Below are 16888 nucleotides of genomic sequence, written 5' to 3' on the forward strand. Positions count from 1 at the left end.
AATAGGCCGAATGGCGGGCGCCGTCAGCGCCGCCGATCCGATCCTTGTTGCGACGGCTACGCACCCATGGGCCGTGAGAGTCACCTCTGCCCGCCGAGGGCGAGGATCTGCCGGCACTCGGCTCTGAAGTCATAGGGCAGGCCGCTGTCATCGGCGCAGTCCGGCCAGCGGCCGGACGAGGTCCAGTAGTCGACCAGGCCCAACCGAGCGCAGATGCGCACGAAGCGCTTGTCCGCGGTCATGGGACGGTTCGCGGCGAGGAAGAGGATGGCCGGCGTCCAGCGGCCGAGCACCTGGCCTTCCCGTTCGAACAGGTGCGCGAACGAGGCGCGCTCGGCGGTTTCGAAGGCATCGTCGACCGCTCCGAGCTGGTGCAGTCGGACGATATCCACCAGCGAGGCTTGGCCATCGCGCTTCAGCCGCCGGGCCACGGCCTCGCGATGCAAGGCCAGGAAGCTCGGGTCGCGGTCACGGCGATTACGCTGGGCCTCCACGAACTCGTTGAAGGCGGGATTGTCGAGACCCCGACGCCGCCCGGCCTCGGCCAGCCGTTCCAGCCGATCCCAGTCGCCGGCGTTGGCGGCCGCCGCGATGGCCTCGCCGACCAGGGGCTGCACGTCTGGCCAGCGGGCGATGTAGGCGTCCCACAGCCCTGCCGTCTCGTCGTGACGACCCATCGCATCCATAAGGCCGGCGTACCACTGCGCCGCCGGCCAGTAGAGCGGATCCAAGGCTAGCGCCTGGCGAGCATGGTTCAGGGCCTCGCCCAGTCGCCCGACCTCGGCGCAGAACTGACCCGCCTGGTTCAGCACTTCCGGATCGTTGGGCGCGGCCGCCACGGCGCGTCGCTGGCGATCTTCCCGCGCCGCATAGTCGGCGAGGGGCTCGAGGTAGCTCAGCGCCTGATGGGCCAGGCCAAGGCTCGGATCCAGCCTCAGCGCCGTCTCGGCGGCCTCGGCCGCATTGGCAGGGGTCAGCTCCGGGAAATCCGAGCGTTCGAAGCGTCGCAGGCAGATCACGCGTCGCATGGCGAGTTCCGCCCAGGCGCGCGCAAAGCCCGGTGCGCGGGCGGTCACCTGCCCCAGCAGCCTCAGGGCCCGGCGGTGTTGGGTTGCATCCCCGGATCCGCCGATGCCGCCCAACGGCGTGCGCGCCTGCAGATAGATATCGTAGGCGTCGGGATCGAGGGGCTCGCTCCGGGAGGTCGGCGCGAACGTCAGGCTGAGCGCCTCGGCGACGGCCGCGGCGATCTCGTCCTGGACGAGGAACGCGTCGGTCATGTCGCGCTCGAACGTCCGTGACCAAAGCGTGACGCCGCGAGCGGTCTCCATGAGGTGGGCTGTGATGCGGAACCGGTCGCCCGCCCGCCGAACGGCGCCGTCGAGCACGTGGCTGACGCCCAGTTCGGCGCCGACATTGCCTGCCGCCTTCGCGGCGCCGCGGAACTGGAAGCTGGAGCCCTGCCCGATCACCTTCACGCTGGCTCCGCTGGCGACGGCCTGCAAGATCTCCACCGAGAGTCCGTCAGAGAACCAGCCCAGCGCGTGGTCGTCAGACAGATTGTCGAACGCCAGCACGGCCAGCGTCGCCCCGTCCGCCTCGCGCGACGGTCGGGCGGTCTCGTCCAGGCGGTAGCCCAGGCCCTTTATGGTGCGGATGGTGAAGCCGCCGCGCGCCAGCGCCAGTTTTCGCAGGGCCTGGATGCAGCGGTTTATCGCGTCCTCGCCCACGGCTCGGCCGCCCCAGCATTCCGTGACGAGATCGCTGCGGGAAACGACCGAGCCGCGCCGCTGCGCCAGCAAGGCCAGGACCTGCATGACGCGCGGCTCCAGCACGTCGGAGCCCCCCGCACAGATGACCTCGCGCGTGGCCGGACGCACCTGCAGGCCGCCCAGTTCGAACGGCCGTCGCCCGGCAAGTCGTACCGCGCCTTCCAATACCGTCATCGGGTTCTCATCGGTTTGGCATCGGGTTGTGGCTGTGGTTCCCGCCAGGTCCATCCCTCAAGGTTCTTACCACATCTCATTGGCGCGCTTGCGTTCTGTGAACGGCGTCAGGTGATGTCTCGGGGGGCGCTATGAAGACAAGCACGATGACGGGCGCTGCGCCCGTTGACGCCGATCTGGTTCTGCCGCGACGTCTGGAGGACGTCGACGCGGCCTTCATGACCGACATCCTGCGGCGCAGCGGCGCAATTTCGCCGACCAATCGCGTGATCAGCCAGTCCGAGCAGGGCGTCGGCATGACCGCGGGCTACTTCTCCTCGATCAAGAAGGTGCGGTGCGCCTACGCGGAGCCCGCCGATGCGCCGACCGACTTCGTGGTCAAGGCCTGGCCGTCGCTGGAGATCGCGCCCAAGGACCGCATCGCGGCGATGTTCATCAAGGACATCCACGGCTACCGCATCCCCCCCGAGCGGTTCTATCCGCGCCCCCGGACCTATCTGGCCGCCTTCGACGAGGCCCAGAGCCGCTTTGCCCTGGTCATGGAGGACGTGGGCGTCTTCGCCACCCAGAAGGTGCATGAGCACGAGCTGAGCTTCGACGAGGTCATGCGGATGATCCCCGCCCTGGTCGACGTGGCTGTGGCCTGGGAAGGCTGCGACCGGGGCGAGAAGGCGGCCGAGCTGGCTGCCATGGATGTCCACCACTGGACCGCGCCCGCCAATCTCGACAGCTTCAAGGCGGCGATGCCGGGCGGCGCCAAGCTGATCGATCGCATCTCGGATTGCGACAGCTCGCCGCTTTTCGCCAGTGGCACGTGGAAGGCGCGCCTTGGCGTCTCCGACCTCAACGCCCGCATGACCACCCGGCTCGACGCCTTCTTCGCCCCGACGCGGCCGGAGAACGGCGCCACCTGCACCCTCACTCATGGCGACATGCGGGGCGACAACTTCTTCTTCTGCGAGGATCGACCCGACCACCCGCACGGCTGGCTCTGCATCGACTTCCAGCAGATGTTCTCCGGCCCGGTGCCCTCCGATCTCGGCTACCTCCTCAACTCCGGCACCGTCCTGCCCGAAGTCTATGCCCGGGAGAGCCAGCTCAAGATCCTGCGCGCGTTCTACGACCGGTTCATGCAGAAGACGCGGGCCTATCCCGACTACAGCTGGGACCAGTTCCTCAACGAATACCGAATGATGTCGACCGTCCAATGGCTTTACTACGTGGCCTATGGATCGGTGATCGCGCAGGCCGGCGCCTTCGATAACAACCTCGGCATGCGCATCGAACTCGGCGGCAAGGGCGCCACGCTCGCCGATCTCCCGCCCGAAGAGATCCGCCAGCGCATGTGGTGGGCCAAGGCCTTCGCCAACTTCACCGAGACCTTCGACGCCTTTGGCCTCGTCGACCACCTGGCCGCGCTGCCGGAAAGCCACGAAGGCCTCGGCGCCTGGGTCGAGCTTCCCGATCATCTGAAGTGAGTGAGACCGCCATGACCCAATTCAAAGACAAGGTGATCCTAATCACCGGCGCCACCTCCGGTCTCGGCGCCAGCGCAGCCGTCACCCTGGCGGCCCAGGGGGCCAAGGTGGCGATCACCGGACGGCGCGAAGAGCAGGGCGAGGCGGTCGTCGCCAGAATGAAGGCCGCGGGCGGCGAAGGCCTGTTCATCCGCGCGGACGTCACCGTGCGGGCCGACGTCGAGGCCATGGTCTCCAGGACCGTCGCGCGCTTTGGGCGGCTCGACGGGGCGGTCAACAACGCGGGCATCACCAGCGATCCTTTCCTGGCGGTCGCCGACACGCCCGATGAAAGCTGGCACGCCGTCATCAGCACCAACCTCACCGCCGTCTTCATGTGCATGAAGTCCGAGATCCCGGCGATCCTCGCCGCCGGCGGCGGCGCGATCGTCAACATCTCCTCGATCTATGGCTTCAAGGGCAGCGATATCGGCACCAGCGCCTACGCCGCCGCCAAGCACGGCGTCATCGGTCTCACCAAGTCCGCGGCGATCGACTACGCGCAGCAGGGGCTCCGAGTGAACGCGCTCTGCCCCGGCTACTGCCACTCCGAGATGGTCGACCCCTATGTCGAGGCCGAGCCGGATCTGTTCGTGAAGATCATCGCCCGCCACAGCGCCATGGACCGGCTGGGCGAATCTCAGGAAGCGGCCGACGCCATCGCCTACCTGCTCTCCGACAAGTCCAGCTTCATCAACGGCGTCGCCCTGCCGCTCGACGGCGGCCCGACGACGCGGCTGTACTAGGGGCGATCGACCAGAATGCCCACCCAGGACTTCGACGCCGCCGTCGCCGCCAGCCGGGCGGCTGTTCAGGCCATGGGTCAGGGCGATCCCGAACCGAGCCTCGCCCTTTGGACACGCCGCGGCGACGCTGTCCTGGCCAACCCCCTCAAGCCCGCAGTCGTGGGTTGGGCGCAAATCGAGGCCGAGGTCCGGCGGGTGGCCGCATCGTTCACGGGCGCCGCCCCGCCCATGACCTTCGAGGAGGTCGCGCGGTTCGTCACCCCCGACATGGGCTACGTCATCGCCTTCGAGCGCGCCCGCGTCCGGCGGGTGGGATCGGAGGATCTGGTCCCGCTGTCGCTCCGCGTCACGACCGTGTTCCGGCGGGAACTGGAAGGCTGGAAGCTGGTCCTCCGGCACGCCGACCGCCTCCCGGCCGATGCATGAACAAGCCCAGGACGGTCTGAGCGGAGGACACCCATGTACAAGGTCGCCCTTGCCGAATCCCACTTCCCCGCGCAGCAGGACGACGTCGTCCTGCCTCTGACCGTCGGCGGCGGCCTGCGCGCCCAGGCGCGCGCCACGCCGGACGCCCCCGCTCTGGTCGAGACCGACGCCGCCGGCGAGCTTGGCCGCCGCTGGACCTACGGCGAGTTGCTGGCCGACGCCCAACGCCTGGCCGGCGCGTTGCTCTCCCGTTACCGGCCCGGCGAACGCATCGCCGTCTGGGCGCCCAACATCCCGGAGTGGGTGATCATCGAGTACGCCGCAGCCCTCGCGGGGCTTGTGCTGGTGACGGTCAACCCCGCCTACAGGCCCCGTGAGCTGAAGTTCGTGCTGGAGCAGTCACGCAGCGCCGGCCTGTTCCTGGTTCGCGAGTTCCGCGGCAATCCGATGGCCGAAACCGCTGCGGCGGTGGTGGCAGAGCTGCCGGGCGTGCGCGAGGTCGTCGACCTGGCTGATCCGGCCGCCCTCTACGCCGGCCACGACATCCCCTGCGAGCTGCCGGACGTGCAGCCCGATGATGCGGTCCAGATCCAGTACACCTCGGGCACCACCGGCTTCCCCAAGGGCGCGGTGCTGCATCACCGGGGCATCATGAACAATCCCCGGTTCTTCATGGCGCGGTTCGCGATGCCAAGCGGCGGCAAGACCGTCTGCATCATGCCCATGTTCCACACCTCCGGCTGTGTCGGTGGAACCCTGGGTTCCCTTCTGACCGGAGGGGTCCTGATTCTCCCGCCCGCGTTCGATCCGGCCTGCGTGCTGGACCTTTTCGCTCGCGAACGGCCCGGCGCCTTCATCGGCGTGCCGACAATGTTGGTCGCCATCCTGGCGGAACAGGAGGCCCGCCCGCGCGACGTCTCCTCGATCCGGTTCATGTACTCCGGGGGATCGATGGTGCCGCCGGAGCTGATCCGCCGGATCAAGGCGACCTTCGGCTGCGACTTCGCCACCGTTTACGGCCAGACCGAGACCTCGCCGCTGCTGACGACGACCTATCGAGACGACAATCTCGAGGACAGCAGCGAGACCATCGGCCAGGCGCTCCCACACACGGAGCTCTCGATCCGCGATCCTGCCACCAACACCGTGGTCCCCATCGGCCAGGTCGGAGAGATCTGCGCCCGGGGCTACGCCCTCATGCTTGGCTACAACGATAATCCCGAGGCCACCGCCGCCACGATCGACGCCGAGGGCTGGCTGCACACCGGCGATCTCGGGACCATGGATGCGCGGGGTTATCTCAGGATCACCGGTCGGGTGAAGGAGATGATCATCCGGGGCGGCGAGAACCTGTTCCCGGCCGAGATCGAGAACGCGATGCTCGAACATCCCGACATCGTGGAGATCGCCGTCGTCGGCATTCCGGACGAAAAGTGGGGCGAGATCGTCGCCTGCTTCCTGCGCCTGCGTCCCGGCGCTGTGTTGGATCGCGCCGCCATGGTCGCCCATTGCCGGGAACGCCTCGCCGCGCCCAAGACCCCCGCCCACTGGATCGAGGTCCAGGACTGGCCTCTCACCGGCTCGGGCAAGATCCAGAAGTTCGTCCTCCGCGACCAGTTCGTCGCCGGCGTCTTTCAATCCTGATCGGAACCGCCATATGGCCGAACCCACGATCCCGGACTTCTTCAACATGCCCCCGGTTGAGGTCCGCGCCTGGACGCGGCGCGCAGCGGCTGAGGGGCCAACCCTGATCGACGAGGCGACGGGGGCGGTCATCGTGCTGCGCCATGCCGATGTCGAACGGCTCCTGACCGACACCCGCATGGTGGGCTTGGGCCTCTCGTTCTTTGACATCCTGGGGATCAAGGATGGCCCGCTGCGGGATTGGTACGGGTCGATCATGTTCACCAATGAGGGGCAGACGCACCACCGCATGCGCGCCCTCGTGGGCAAGGCCTTTTCGCCCCGCTCCGTCGAGGCCCTCCGGCCGGTCGCCGCCGAGGTGATCCGTGAGCGCCTGGCCAGGATCAAGGCCCAGGGTGAGGGCGATCTGGTGGCCGCCCTGGCGGATGCGCCGACGCAGGTGATGTGCCGTCTTCTGGGCGTGCCGCTGGCCGACGGCCCGGTCTTTACGGCCTGGGTCGGAGCCCTTTCCCCGGTGTTCCTGCTCATGAGCCCCGAGCAGATCGCCGCCGCCACCGACGCGATCGAGAAGCTGCTGGCCTACACGGCTGACCTCTGCGCCCGCCGCGAGGCCGCTCCCGGAGACGATCTGATCTCGGCCCTGATCGCCGTGGAGCATGACGGCGAGCGGCTCACCCGCGCGGAAACCGCCGCCATGGTCGCCAATCTGCTGGTCGCGGGCCACGACACCACCGCCAGCCAGAGCGCCTGCACGTTCCTGACCCTGCTGGCCCAGCCGGACCTGCTGGCCGAAGCCCGTAGCGATCCTGGCCTGATCTCGGCGATCGTCACGGAATCCATTCGTCTGGAGCCCAGCATCGGGATCATCGGCCGCACGCTGATCGAACCGGCTGAGATCTGCGGCGTGCTCCGGCCGGCCGGAGCGATGATCGTGCTGAACACGCTCAGCGCCAACACCGACCCCGCCGTCTGGCGCGACGCGGACGTGTTCGATCCGCGCCGTTTCTCAGACCCGGACGCGCCGCGCATGCTCACCTTCGGCGGCGGCGTGCATGCGTGCCTCGGAACCTGGCTGGCGCGCGTCACCCTGGAAGAGATGGTCCGCGCCGTGGCCGAGCTCGCGCCCACGCTTACCGCGCCGAAGGCCGACATCTCCTGGACCCGCGTGCTGGGCGAAAATCCCGAGCGCCTCCCGGTCGCCGTTGGCTGAACCCACGCACCCGAAGGAACCCACACCATGACCCAATTCCAAGACAAGGTGATCCTGATCACCGGCGGCACGTCGGGCCTGGGGGCCACCACCGCGGTGTCCCTGGCCAGTCAGGGCGCCAAGGTCGTCATCACCGGCCGCCGCGAGGCGCAGGGCCAGGCGGTGCTGGCGCAGATGAAGGCGGCCGGTGGCGAGGGCTTGTTCATCCAGGGCGATATCACCGTCCGCGCCGACGTCGCGGCGATGGTGTCCGGCACGGTGGCCCGCTTTGGCCGGCTCGACGGGGCGGTCAACAACGCCGGTATAGCGGGCGAGCCCTTCCACCAGGTCGCCGACATGCCCGAGGAGAACTGGCATGCGGTGATCAACACCAACCTCACCGCGGTCTTCATGAGCCTGAAGTTCGAGATCCCCGCAATGCTCGCTTCCGGCGGCGGCGCCATCGTCAACATCGCCTCGATCCTGGGCCTGGAGGGCAGCGACATCGGCCACTCGGCCTACGCCGCCGCCAAGCACGGGGTCGTCGGCCTCACCAAGTCCGCCGCCGTAGACTATGGGCAGCAAGGCCTGCGGGTGAACGCGCTGTGTCCCGGCTACTGCCACTCGGAGATGGTCGATCCCTACGTCGAGGCCGAACCCGAGCTGTTCGTGAAGATCCTCGCGCGCCACAGCGCGATGAACCGGCTGGGCGAGTCCCAGGAAGTCGCCGACGCCATCGAGTACCTGCTTTCGGACAAATCCAGCTTCATCAACGGCGTCGCGCTGCCCCTCGACGGCGGCCCGACGACGCGCCTGTACTGAAGTGCGGCCGGAAGCGGGTAGGCGAGCCTGACGACATTCCTCCAGGCCCGCTAGCGCGACGTCGGCAAGGGGGCGATATCCACCGGCGCGGCCCGGACGGAAAATGGGGCGTCGCCATCGACGGATGGAGCGCGGACGAGCCGCCAACTCGACCGTCGCGTGGGCGCCCGCAGGGCCCTTGTCGCGAGAGGAGGGTGTTGCGACGCCTCGACCCTTACCCAGCGCGGGGGTTCACAGCATGGGCCAGGGGGCCTAAAGGGCGCCGATGGTCGAGTTCGCGCTTGCTCCGCCGCCCGTTCCTGTCGTGCCCGTCGAGGGCGAGGCAGGGGGCTTTCCGGTCCGCCGCATTCTCTGCGTGGGGCGCAACTATGCTGCCCACCGTAGGGAGATGGGGGGCGATGACCGCGACCCGCCGTTCTTCTTCGCCAAGCCCGCGGACGCCGTGGTCCCGCCAGGACGCGACCCGGTCTACCCGCCGCGCACAGCCAACCTGCACCATGAGATCGAGCTGGTGGTGGCGATCGGCGCCGCCGGCCGGGACGTGGCGGTGGGCGATGCGCTGGCGTTGGTCTACGGCTATGCGGTCGGCGTCGACCTGACGCGCCGCGACCTGCAGAACGCGGCCAAGGACAAGGGCCAGCCCTGGGATTCATCGAAGGGGTTCGACGACAGCGCGCCGATCTCGGCGATCCGCCGCTGGTCGGGCGACCCGCCACAGGGCCGCATCTCCATCTCGGTGAATGGGACGGTGAAGCAGGACGCCACGGTCGCCGACATGATCTGGAACGTGGCCGAGATCATTTCCGAGGCCTCGAAGCTGTGGGCGCTGGCGCCCGGCGATCTGATCTACACGGGCACGCCCGAGGGCGTCGGCCCCCTGGTCAGGGGCGACACGGTCGAGGGCGAGGTCGAGGGCGTGGGCCGGCTCGCCTTCCGGGTCGCCTGATGGCGCTGACCCTGCATTCCGCGTGGCGGGCGACCGCCCCCTATCGCGTGCGCATCGGCCTGGCGCTGAAGGGCGTCGAGTACGGCTATCACCCCGTCGACCTGCTCGCGGGCGAGCAGCGCGAGCCCGCGTACAGGGCCGTGAACCCCCAGGGGCTTACGCCGGCGCTGGACCTGGGCGACGGCACGGTCTTGGCCCAAAGCCTGGCGATCCTGGAGTGGCTGGAGGAGACCCGGCCCCAGCCCCCGATCCTGCCGCGGTCTGCGCTGGACCGGGCCGTGGTGCGGCGCATGGCCGGGATCATCGCGTGCGATATCCATCCGCTGAACAACACCCGCGTTGGCAGGAAGCTCAAGGAACTGGGCGTGCCGGACGAGGTGGTCGCCACAGACTGGATTCAGGCCTGGATCCGCGACGGCTTCGACGCGTTGGAGCCGTTGGTCGCCCGGTACGGCGGCAGGTTCGCGTTCGGCGATACGCCCACCATCGCCGACTGCTGTCTCGTTCCGCAGGTCTATTCGGCCCGCCGCTTCAAGCTGGACGTCACGCCGTGGCCCGGCCTGATCGGCGCCGCCGACCGCGCCGCCGAGCACCCGGCCTTCCAGGCCGCGCACCCCAACCGGCAGCCCGACGCTCAGCTTCCGGCGGGGGGGGCGCAATGACCCGCAAGACGCTCGACGACCTCAAGGCCAAGAACCGCGCCTGGGCCGCCGGCAAGGTCGCGGCCGATCCGGGCTTCTTCAAGCGCCTGGAGGGCCAGCAGGCGCCTGAGTACCTCTGGATCGGCTGCGCCGACAGCCGCGTGCCGGCCAACGAGATCGTGGGGCTGGATCCCGGCGAGCTGTTCGTCCACCGAAACGTGGCCAACCTGGCCCCGCCCCAGGACGCCAACTACCTGTCCGTGCTGCAGTTTGCCGTGGACGTGATCCGCGTGAAGCACATCCTGGTGGTGGGCCACTACGGCTGCAGTGGCGTCGCCGCGGCCGTCGACGGCCAGCGCCGCGGCCTGGTCGACCACTGGCTCCACCCCATCCGCGAGGTCCACCACGAACACCGCCACGAACTGGCCGAACTGCCCGACGAGAAGACCAGGTGGGACCGGCTGGTCGAGCTGAACGTCATGCGCCAGGTCAAGAACGTGGCCTCGGACGTTTTCGTCATGGATGCGTGGCGCCGGGGGCAGCCGCTCAGTGTCCATGGCTGGGTCTATACGCTGGGCACCGGACTGGTGACCGACATGGGCGTGACCATCTCGGGTCCCGACGATCTGTCCGACTTCGTCGGCTGAGGGTCGCCTTAAGCCGGCGCGAGGGCCTATGCCAGCTTGATCTCCCTCAACCGCTCCTGGAGGTACGCGTCGGCCGTGATGGGCTGCGGGTAGCGGTCGGGGTTGGCGGCGTCGACGCAGCTGGGCAGCGTCCGGATCAGATAGTCCGAATTGAAGTGCAGGAAGAACGGCGTCGAGTAGCGCGGGAAACCGCGGCGCTCCGGGGCCGGGTTCACGACGCGGTGGGTCGTGGACGGCAGGCGGTGGTTCACCAGTCGCTGCAGCATGTCGCCGATGTTGCAGACCAAGCTGCCGGCAGGGGGGTTGATGGCGATCCATCGGCCGTCGTGATCCTTCACCTCCAGCCCGGCCTCTTCGGCGCCGAGCAGAAGCGTGATGACGTTGATATCCTCGTGCGCCCCGGCGCGGATGTGCGGCCCGTCCTTGGGGACCGGCGGATAGTGCAGCAGGCGCAGGATCGAATTGCCCACGTCGACCTTGTCGTCGAAGAAGTGGCGGTCGAGGCCCAGGTAGGTGGCGATCGCCTCCAGGACCTTCAGGCCCATGGCGTCCAGCGCGTTGTAGAGCCACTGCACCTTCGCGTGGAACTCGGGCAGTTCCAGATCGGGCCACACGTTGTCGATCATGTGGTCGCGGAACCGATGGCCGGGCGGCAGGTCGCGGCCTACGTGCCAGAATTCCTTGAGGTCGTAGTGGGTGTGGCCCTTGGCGGTTTCGACGCCGAAGGGCGTGTAGCCGCGTTGGCCCGCCACGGGCAGCTTGTACTTCATCTTCGCCGCCTCGGGCAGGGCGAAGAACTGCTTCATCTGGTCGATGGCCGCATCGACCTTGTCCTGCGGCATGCCGTGGTCGGAGATCACCGCGAACCCCCAGCGGGCGTAGCTGTCGCCCAGGGCCTGGGTGAAGGCGTTGAAGTCCTTGGCGAAGAGGTCGAACGAGACGGGCTCGATACGATCCTGGAGGGCGGTGGCTTGGCTCATTTCGGCGTTCTACACCTCTGCGCGCCGGCGTGCATCCCGGCAAGCGACTCCCCCGCTGGCGAAGGTCCGTCTGCGGGTTATGCAGGCTCTCGTGCCCGGCGACCGGCGGCGAGCTGGCTTCAGGCGCGCGCAAGCGGCTCTATCCGGCCTCCAGACGACGCTTGGCGGCGCGGTCGTTGTCTGCCTCCTCGGCTTCCTCCTTGGAGAGGCGGCGCATCTCTTCGGTCAGCAACTTCTCCATGGTCTCGCGGCTGTCGCGCACGGCCATCGCATACTGCTCCTCCTCGCCGTAGACCGGGGCCAGCTTCTTGAAGAGCGCCATGTCGTGCTCGCGGAAGACGGTGACCGCCTTGTTCGCGCGGCGGTCCGAAAGGCCCAGCCGAAGCAGGGCCTTCTTGCCGAACAGCATCGCGCTCTCGAACGTCTCGCGCACGACCTCATCGCCGCCCACCCGCACCAGTTCGTAAGCGTGCCGCCGGTCATAGGCGCGGGCCAGGATGGTCAGGTTGGGGAAGTAGTCGGTGGCCGCCTTCACCAGCTCGACCGCCTTGTCCTTGTCGTCGATGGCCACCAGCAGCAGCTTCGCCTTGTCGGCCCCCGCGGCGCGCAGGAGGTCCAGGCGCGTGGCGTCGCCGTAGTGCACGCGCCAGCCGAAGCGCCGGATCGTGTCGATCTGCTCGATGGACGAGTCCAACAGCACCACCGAGAAGTCGTTGGCGGTGAGCAGGCGTGTGGCGATCTGGCCGAAGCGGCCGAAGCCGGCGACGATCACATCCGGGGCGCCGTCGTCGAAGGCCAGGCGCTCGGGCTCGGCCAGGCCTGTGGTGCGGTTGAGCACCAGCTTCTCGTAGAGCACGAAGGCGACGGGCGTCATCGCCATGGAGAGCGCCACCACCGCGGTCGCCAGGGCCGCGTCCTGGGCGGACAGCACCTGGGCGCCGGCGACGAAGGTCAACAGGACGAAGCAGAACTCACCGCCCTGGGCGAGAGAGACAGCCATGGTGGCGGCGTCTCGGTGGCTGTGGCGGAAGATCAGGCCGACAGCCCACATCGATGCGAACTTGGCGGTCATCAGACCCACGGTCAGCGAGATGACCAGCACCGGCTGAGCGGCCACGAGGCCCAGGTTCAGGCCTGCGCCAACGGTGATGAAGAACAGGCCCAGCAGCAGGCCGCGGAAGGGCTCGATGTCGGTCTCGAGCTCGCGGCGGAACTCGCTCTCGGCGAGCACTACGCCTGCCAGGAAGGCGCCCAGCGCGGGCGACAGCCCGACCAGCTCCATCAGCGCGGCCACGCCGACCACCAGCAGGAGGGCCGAGGCGGTGAAGATCTCGCGCAGGCGCGCGGCGGCGATAAACCGGAAGATGGGCCGTGTCAGATAGCGGCCGCCGATCACAACGCCGGCCACGGCGGCGAAGGTGGCCACGATGCGCACCCACTCAGGCTGGCCGGCCAGGATGCTGTGACCGTGCCCGGCGGCGGCGTCGACCCCGACGGGTGTGGCCGCCAAGAGCGGCAGGAAAGCGAAGAGGGGGATGACCGCCAGATCCTGGAACAGCAGCACACCGAACGCGGCTTGGCCGACAGGGCCCTGCCGCAGGCCCTTCTCCTCCAGATTCTGCAGGACGATGGCCGTCGACGAGAGCGCCAGGATCAGGCCCACCGCCAGCGAAACGCGCCAGTCGGCGCCCAGGAACAAGGCGATGGCGCCTACGACGACGGCGCTCGCCAGCATTTGCGCCGCGCCCAGACCGAAGATCGAGGTGCGCATTTCCCATAGCAGCGCCGGCCTCACCTCCAGCCCGATCAGGAACAGCAGGATCACCACGCCGAACTCGGCGAAGGCCATCACGTCGGCCTGGTCGCCCACAAGGGACAGCGCGAAGGGGCCAACCAGCACCCCGGCGATGAGGTAGCCGAGGACGGAGCCCAGCCCGAGGCGCTTGGCGATGGGAACGGAGACGACACCGGCCGCCAGATAGACCAGGGCCTGGATGAGGAGGGAGTCTGCGGTCATGCGGGGATTTCCATTCCCCGATCCGGGGGTGTGACCCCAATATCATCAATCGATGAATTTTTACGGCCGGGCCTTCCGGACCACCGTTTTGCGGCGTATCAGGCGGCCATGGCTGACAAGGTTCGCAAAGACGCGGTCGAGGCGCTGCAAGGGCTGCTCTTCGACGGCATGACCATCATGGCGGGCGGCTTCGGGCTGTGCGGCATTCCCGAAACCCTGATCGCGGCGATCCGCCAGTCTGGCGTCAAGGACCTGACGGTTGTCTCGAACAACTGCGGCGTCGACGACTTCGGCCTGGGCGTGCTGCTGGCCGGCGGCCAGATCCGCAAGATGATCAGCTCCTACGTGGGCGAGAACAAACTGTTCGCCGAGCTCTATCTGTCGGGCAAGCTGGAGCTGGAGTTCAACCCGCAGGGCACCCTGGCCGAGCGCATCCGGGCCGGCGGCGCGGGCATCCCCGCGTTCTTCACCAAGACCGGCGTCGGCACCCTGGTGGCTGAGGGCAAGGAAGTCCGCGAGTTCGACGGCGAGCTCTATGTGATGGAACGCGGCCTCACCGCCGACCTGTCCATCGTCAAGGCCTGGAAGGGCGACGAGGAGGGCAACCTCGTCTATCGGATGACCGCGCGGAACTTCAATCCGATGATGGCGACCGCGGGCAAGGTGTGCGTGGCCGAGGTCGAAAAGATCGTCACCACCGGCACGCTCGATCCCGACAACATCCACACCCCCGGCATCTTCGTCGACCGCATCGTCGAGGGCGTTCACGAGAAGCGCATCGAGCAGCGCACGACCCGTAAGCTTGAGGGAGCCGCCTGATGGCCTGGACCCGCGACCAGATCGCCGCCCGCGCGGCCCAGGAGCTGCGCGACGGCTTCTACGTGAACCTCGGCATCGGGATCCCGACCCTGGTGGCCAACTACATCCCCGCCGGCATGAGCGTGACGCTGCAGAGCGAGAACGGGATGCTGGGGATGGGTCCCTTCCCGATCGAGGGGCAGGAAGACGCCGACCTGATCAACGCCGGCAAGCAGACGATCACCGCCCTGCCGTCGAGCAGCTATTTCTCCAGCGCCGACAGTTTCGCAATGATCCGCGGCGGCCACATCGACCTGAGCATCCTGGGCGCCATGCAGGTGGCCGAGAACGGCGACCTCGCCAACTGGATGGTCCCGGGGAAGATGGTGAAGGGCATGGGCGGCGCCATGGACCTGGTGGCGGGCGTGAAGCGCGTCGTCGTGGTCATGGAGCACACCGAGAAGACCGGCGCGCCCAAGCTGCTCAAGGCCTGCACCCTGCCCTTGACCGGCCAGGGGGTTGTCGACCTGGTGGTCACCGAACTGGGCGTGTTCGACGTCAACAGGGGCAAGTCGCCGCTGACGCTGCTGGAACTGGCGCCCGGCGTGACGCTGGATGAGGTCAAGGCCAAGACGGGCGCGGAACTCCGGGTCGCCGATACGGTGGCCGGCTAGCGGCGACTATCGGCCGTAGGCCTTCAGCACTTTCGCAGGCGCGGTGGTGAACCAGGCGTAGCCGTTGCGGCGCTCGGCGCTGAGGTCGTGGACATCGTCGTGGATCGTGCGGTCGCGGTCGCCGAAGATCGGGCGGCCGGTGGCGAGATCGTAGTAGCGGGCCCATAGCGGCGCCGCGCCGGGCTGGTCGACCAGGCGGCGGGCCTCGCCGGGGGCCGGAGCCCGCCAGGCCTTGTCGGCGATCGCTGCGCCCCGCAACCACGTCACGCCGCCGCCTATCGCGTGCGCCACCTCCGGCGGCGGGGTGGGGAAGGCTGTGATCAGATACGCCAGGATGCCGGCGCTTTCGGCGCTGGCCAGGGCGGCGGGCTCGAAGTTGCGGGCGCCGACGGGAGCCAGCGTCACCGCGTCGGCCTGCTGCGGCCAGCCTGTAGGGCGGCCATCCCTGACGACCTGTGATTTGAGAAGGGCGGCTAGGCCACGGCGCCAGGCCGCCTCGGCGTCGGCGCGCAGAGCGGGGGCTGCGAAGGCGTAGTCGCCCTGGCCTTTGGCGATGTCGCCCAGGAGGCTGAGCGCAGCCACCATGGCGTCGTCGTTGAAGGTGACCGCGTCGTGGTAGCCGCCCACCAGAGGCCAGACCTGGGGCCAGCCGCCGTTGGGATACTGCGCCGCCAGCAGCCAGCGGACGCCGCGCACGAAGCTGTCGCGATAGGGCGCCTCGCCGCCCGCGGTGATGACGCGCGCCAGGAAGCGGAGCTCGGTGACGGTGGCGTCGTTGTCGAGGGTGCCGACGTAGTCCTTCTCCGCGGAGAACGGCTGGCCCGGCTGGCGTACGGCGGTGCGTGGCGCGTTCTTGCCCCAGCCGCCGGCGGGGCTCTGGAAGCTGACGATGACGTCGGCGATGTGTCGGGCCTCGGGCGTGGCGTACCAACGGGCGGGCTTGCTGAGCGGCATCGAGGCCGCGGCGTCGCCGGAGGTCGGGGGCGGGCCGTTGGTGGTTTCGGCGGCGTTCAGGCGGCGCGCCGCCTCGGAGCGGTCGAGATAGCTGGACCAAGCTGCGCGTTCGCCCGCAGGGATGTCGGCGAGGCGCTCGCGGGTGAGCGGCGGGGCCGGGGTCATCTGGCCGATGACCGCGGCCTGAGCCGACGTGGCGAGCAGGAGGGCGGCTGCGACGGCGGCGCGGATCATGGTGCGAGAGTGCCGTGTCATGTCCCGTGATGCCTAGCTGAGAGCGTTGGACCTGCTCTTTCTCAGAGAGAGGAAGGCTTCGATCTCATGGGCGATGGGAGCCTGCTGGATCCGGTCACTCAAGGACCGGCCTCTGGCCGGCCGCCCCGCGGCGGCCCTCCGGGCCGTCCTTGACTGACCGGATCCAGCAGGCAGGCTCGGAGCCACGAGATAGACGCGCAAGCGCCGCCGCCGATCCCCCTGCGTTCGCCGGTGAATGGCCGGGAGGGGAGAGGAGGGTGAGCGCCGTGCCTTGGGCGCAGCGGCAAGGCTTGCGCCCCGCCTCAGGCGTAACTCACCACCTCGTATTCGATGCCGTCCGGGTCGAGGAAATAGAACCGCCGCCCCGGCTCGTAATCGCCATGCGAGAAGGGCGTGAGGCCGGCGGCCACCACGCGCGCCTCGGTCGCGTCCAGGTCGTCCACCTCGACGCCGATGTGGTTGAGCGGCCGGCCCTTGGCGAAGTCGTCGGCCGTGTAGGCGACGCCGGGGCCGGTGTAGAGGGCGATGTACTGCTGGGCTGTTCCCACGTGGATCGAAAGACCGCCGTCGCGCGCCGGGCCCTGCCAGCGGATCGGCCAGCCGAACATCGCCCTCTACACCGGCCCCGGCGTCGCCTACACGGCCGACGACTTCGCCAAGGGCCGGCCGCTCAACCACATCGGCGT

The 16888-nt window shown here is 68.8% G+C and carries 16 protein-coding genes; 11 read left to right on the plus strand and 5 right to left on the minus strand.

What is annotated here, in order from left to right:
* Positions 1 to 80 precede the first annotated feature (80 nt).
* The gene (locus EPN98_RS17395; protein WP_293364175.1) at positions 81 to 1946 is read right to left on the minus strand and encodes a winged helix-turn-helix domain-containing protein; all 1866 of its coding nucleotides are present in this window, start codon (positions 1944 to 1946) and stop codon (positions 81 to 83) included.
* Between the two features lie 131 nt (positions 1947 to 2077).
* Here EPN98_RS17395 and EPN98_RS17400 point away from each other — a divergent pair, with 131 nt between their 5' ends.
* The 9 genes from EPN98_RS17400 (at position 2078) to EPN98_RS17440 (ending at position 10524) form a co-directional block, all read left to right on the plus strand.
* Positions 2078 to 3424: an oxidoreductase family protein gene (locus EPN98_RS17400; protein ID WP_293364176.1), complete on the plus strand. Its 1347-nt coding sequence runs from the start codon at positions 2078 to 2080 to the stop codon at positions 3422 to 3424.
* Between the two features lie 11 nt (positions 3425 to 3435).
* The gene (locus EPN98_RS17405) at positions 3436 to 4209 is read left to right on the plus strand and encodes an SDR family oxidoreductase (protein ID WP_293364177.1); all 774 of its coding nucleotides are present in this window, start codon (positions 3436 to 3438) and stop codon (positions 4207 to 4209) included.
* 15 nt (positions 4210 to 4224) lie between these two features.
* Positions 4225 to 4635 (plus strand): nuclear transport factor 2 family protein, encoded by a 411-nt coding sequence (locus EPN98_RS17410; protein ID WP_293364178.1) that lies wholly within the window; start codon positions 4225 to 4227, stop codon positions 4633 to 4635.
* Between the two features lie 33 nt (positions 4636 to 4668).
* Positions 4669 to 6279, plus strand: a complete 1611-nt coding sequence (locus EPN98_RS17415; protein WP_293364179.1) for an AMP-binding protein — start codon at positions 4669 to 4671, stop codon at positions 6277 to 6279.
* Between the two features lie 13 nt (positions 6280 to 6292).
* The gene (locus tag EPN98_RS17420) at positions 6293 to 7489 is read left to right on the plus strand and encodes a cytochrome P450 (RefSeq protein WP_293364180.1); all 1197 of its coding nucleotides are present in this window, start codon (positions 6293 to 6295) and stop codon (positions 7487 to 7489) included.
* 27 nt (positions 7490 to 7516) lie between these two features.
* On the plus strand, positions 7517 to 8290 hold the full coding sequence (locus tag EPN98_RS17425) for an SDR family oxidoreductase (protein WP_293364181.1): 774 nt from the start codon (positions 7517 to 7519) through the stop codon (positions 8288 to 8290).
* 265 nt (positions 8291 to 8555) lie between these two features.
* Positions 8556 to 9236 carry a fumarylacetoacetate hydrolase family protein gene (locus EPN98_RS17430; protein WP_293364182.1) on the plus strand — a complete coding sequence of 227 codons (681 nt, stop codon included), beginning with the start codon at positions 8556 to 8558 and terminating at the stop codon, positions 9234 to 9236.
* The gene (gene maiA / locus EPN98_RS17435) at positions 9236 to 9898 is read left to right on the plus strand and encodes a maleylacetoacetate isomerase (RefSeq protein WP_293364183.1); all 663 of its coding nucleotides are present in this window, start codon (positions 9236 to 9238) and stop codon (positions 9896 to 9898) included. Before EPN98_RS17430 ends, maiA begins: the two co-directional genes overlap by 1 nt.
* Positions 9895 to 10524 (plus strand): carbonic anhydrase, encoded by a 630-nt coding sequence (locus tag EPN98_RS17440; protein ID WP_293364184.1) that lies wholly within the window; start codon positions 9895 to 9897, stop codon positions 10522 to 10524. Before maiA ends, EPN98_RS17440 begins: the two co-directional genes overlap by 4 nt.
* Before the next feature lie 26 nt (positions 10525 to 10550).
* On the opposite strand, the gene EPN98_RS17445 is transcribed toward EPN98_RS17440, so the two are convergent.
* Together EPN98_RS17445 and EPN98_RS17450 are read right to left on the minus strand one after the other, a co-directional pair.
* Complete coding sequence (locus EPN98_RS17445) at positions 10551 to 11504, minus strand: 2-oxoglutarate and iron-dependent oxygenase domain-containing protein (RefSeq protein WP_293364185.1); 954 nt, start codon at positions 11502 to 11504, stop codon at positions 10551 to 10553.
* A 139-nt stretch (positions 11505 to 11643) separates the two neighbouring features.
* Positions 11644 to 13521 carry a monovalent cation:proton antiporter-2 (CPA2) family protein gene (locus tag EPN98_RS17450; RefSeq protein WP_293364186.1) on the minus strand — a complete coding sequence of 626 codons (1878 nt, stop codon included), beginning with the start codon at positions 13519 to 13521 and terminating at the stop codon, positions 11644 to 11646.
* 108 nt (positions 13522 to 13629) lie between these two features.
* Here EPN98_RS17450 and EPN98_RS17455 point away from each other — a divergent pair, with 108 nt between their 5' ends.
* Positions 13630 to 14340 carry a CoA transferase subunit A gene (locus EPN98_RS17455; protein ID WP_293364187.1) on the plus strand — a complete coding sequence of 237 codons (711 nt, stop codon included), beginning with the start codon at positions 13630 to 13632 and terminating at the stop codon, positions 14338 to 14340.
* A complete protein-coding gene (locus EPN98_RS17460; RefSeq protein ID WP_293364188.1) occupies positions 14340 to 14993 on the plus strand; it encodes a 3-oxoacid CoA-transferase subunit B in 654 nt (217 codons plus the stop codon). The genes EPN98_RS17455 and EPN98_RS17460 overlap by 1 nt, the downstream gene beginning before the upstream one ends.
* A gap of 6 nt (positions 14994 to 14999) precedes the next feature.
* Here the strand turns inward: EPN98_RS17460 and pelA are convergent, their stop codons facing one another.
* Both pelA and EPN98_RS17470 read right to left on the minus strand, forming a co-directional pair.
* The gene (gene pelA, locus EPN98_RS17465; RefSeq protein ID WP_293364189.1) at positions 15000 to 16202 is read right to left on the minus strand and encodes a pectate lyase; all 1203 of its coding nucleotides are present in this window, start codon (positions 16200 to 16202) and stop codon (positions 15000 to 15002) included.
* A 302-nt stretch (positions 16203 to 16504) separates the two neighbouring features.
* A complete protein-coding gene (locus EPN98_RS17470; protein WP_293364190.1) occupies positions 16505 to 16810 on the minus strand; it encodes a VOC family protein in 306 nt (101 codons plus the stop codon).
* Positions 16811 to 16888: the final 78 nt, after the last annotated feature.

It is taken from the genome of Phenylobacterium sp. (assembly GCF_004299445.1).
Classification (GTDB): Bacteria; Pseudomonadota; Alphaproteobacteria; order Caulobacterales; family Caulobacteraceae; genus Phenylobacterium.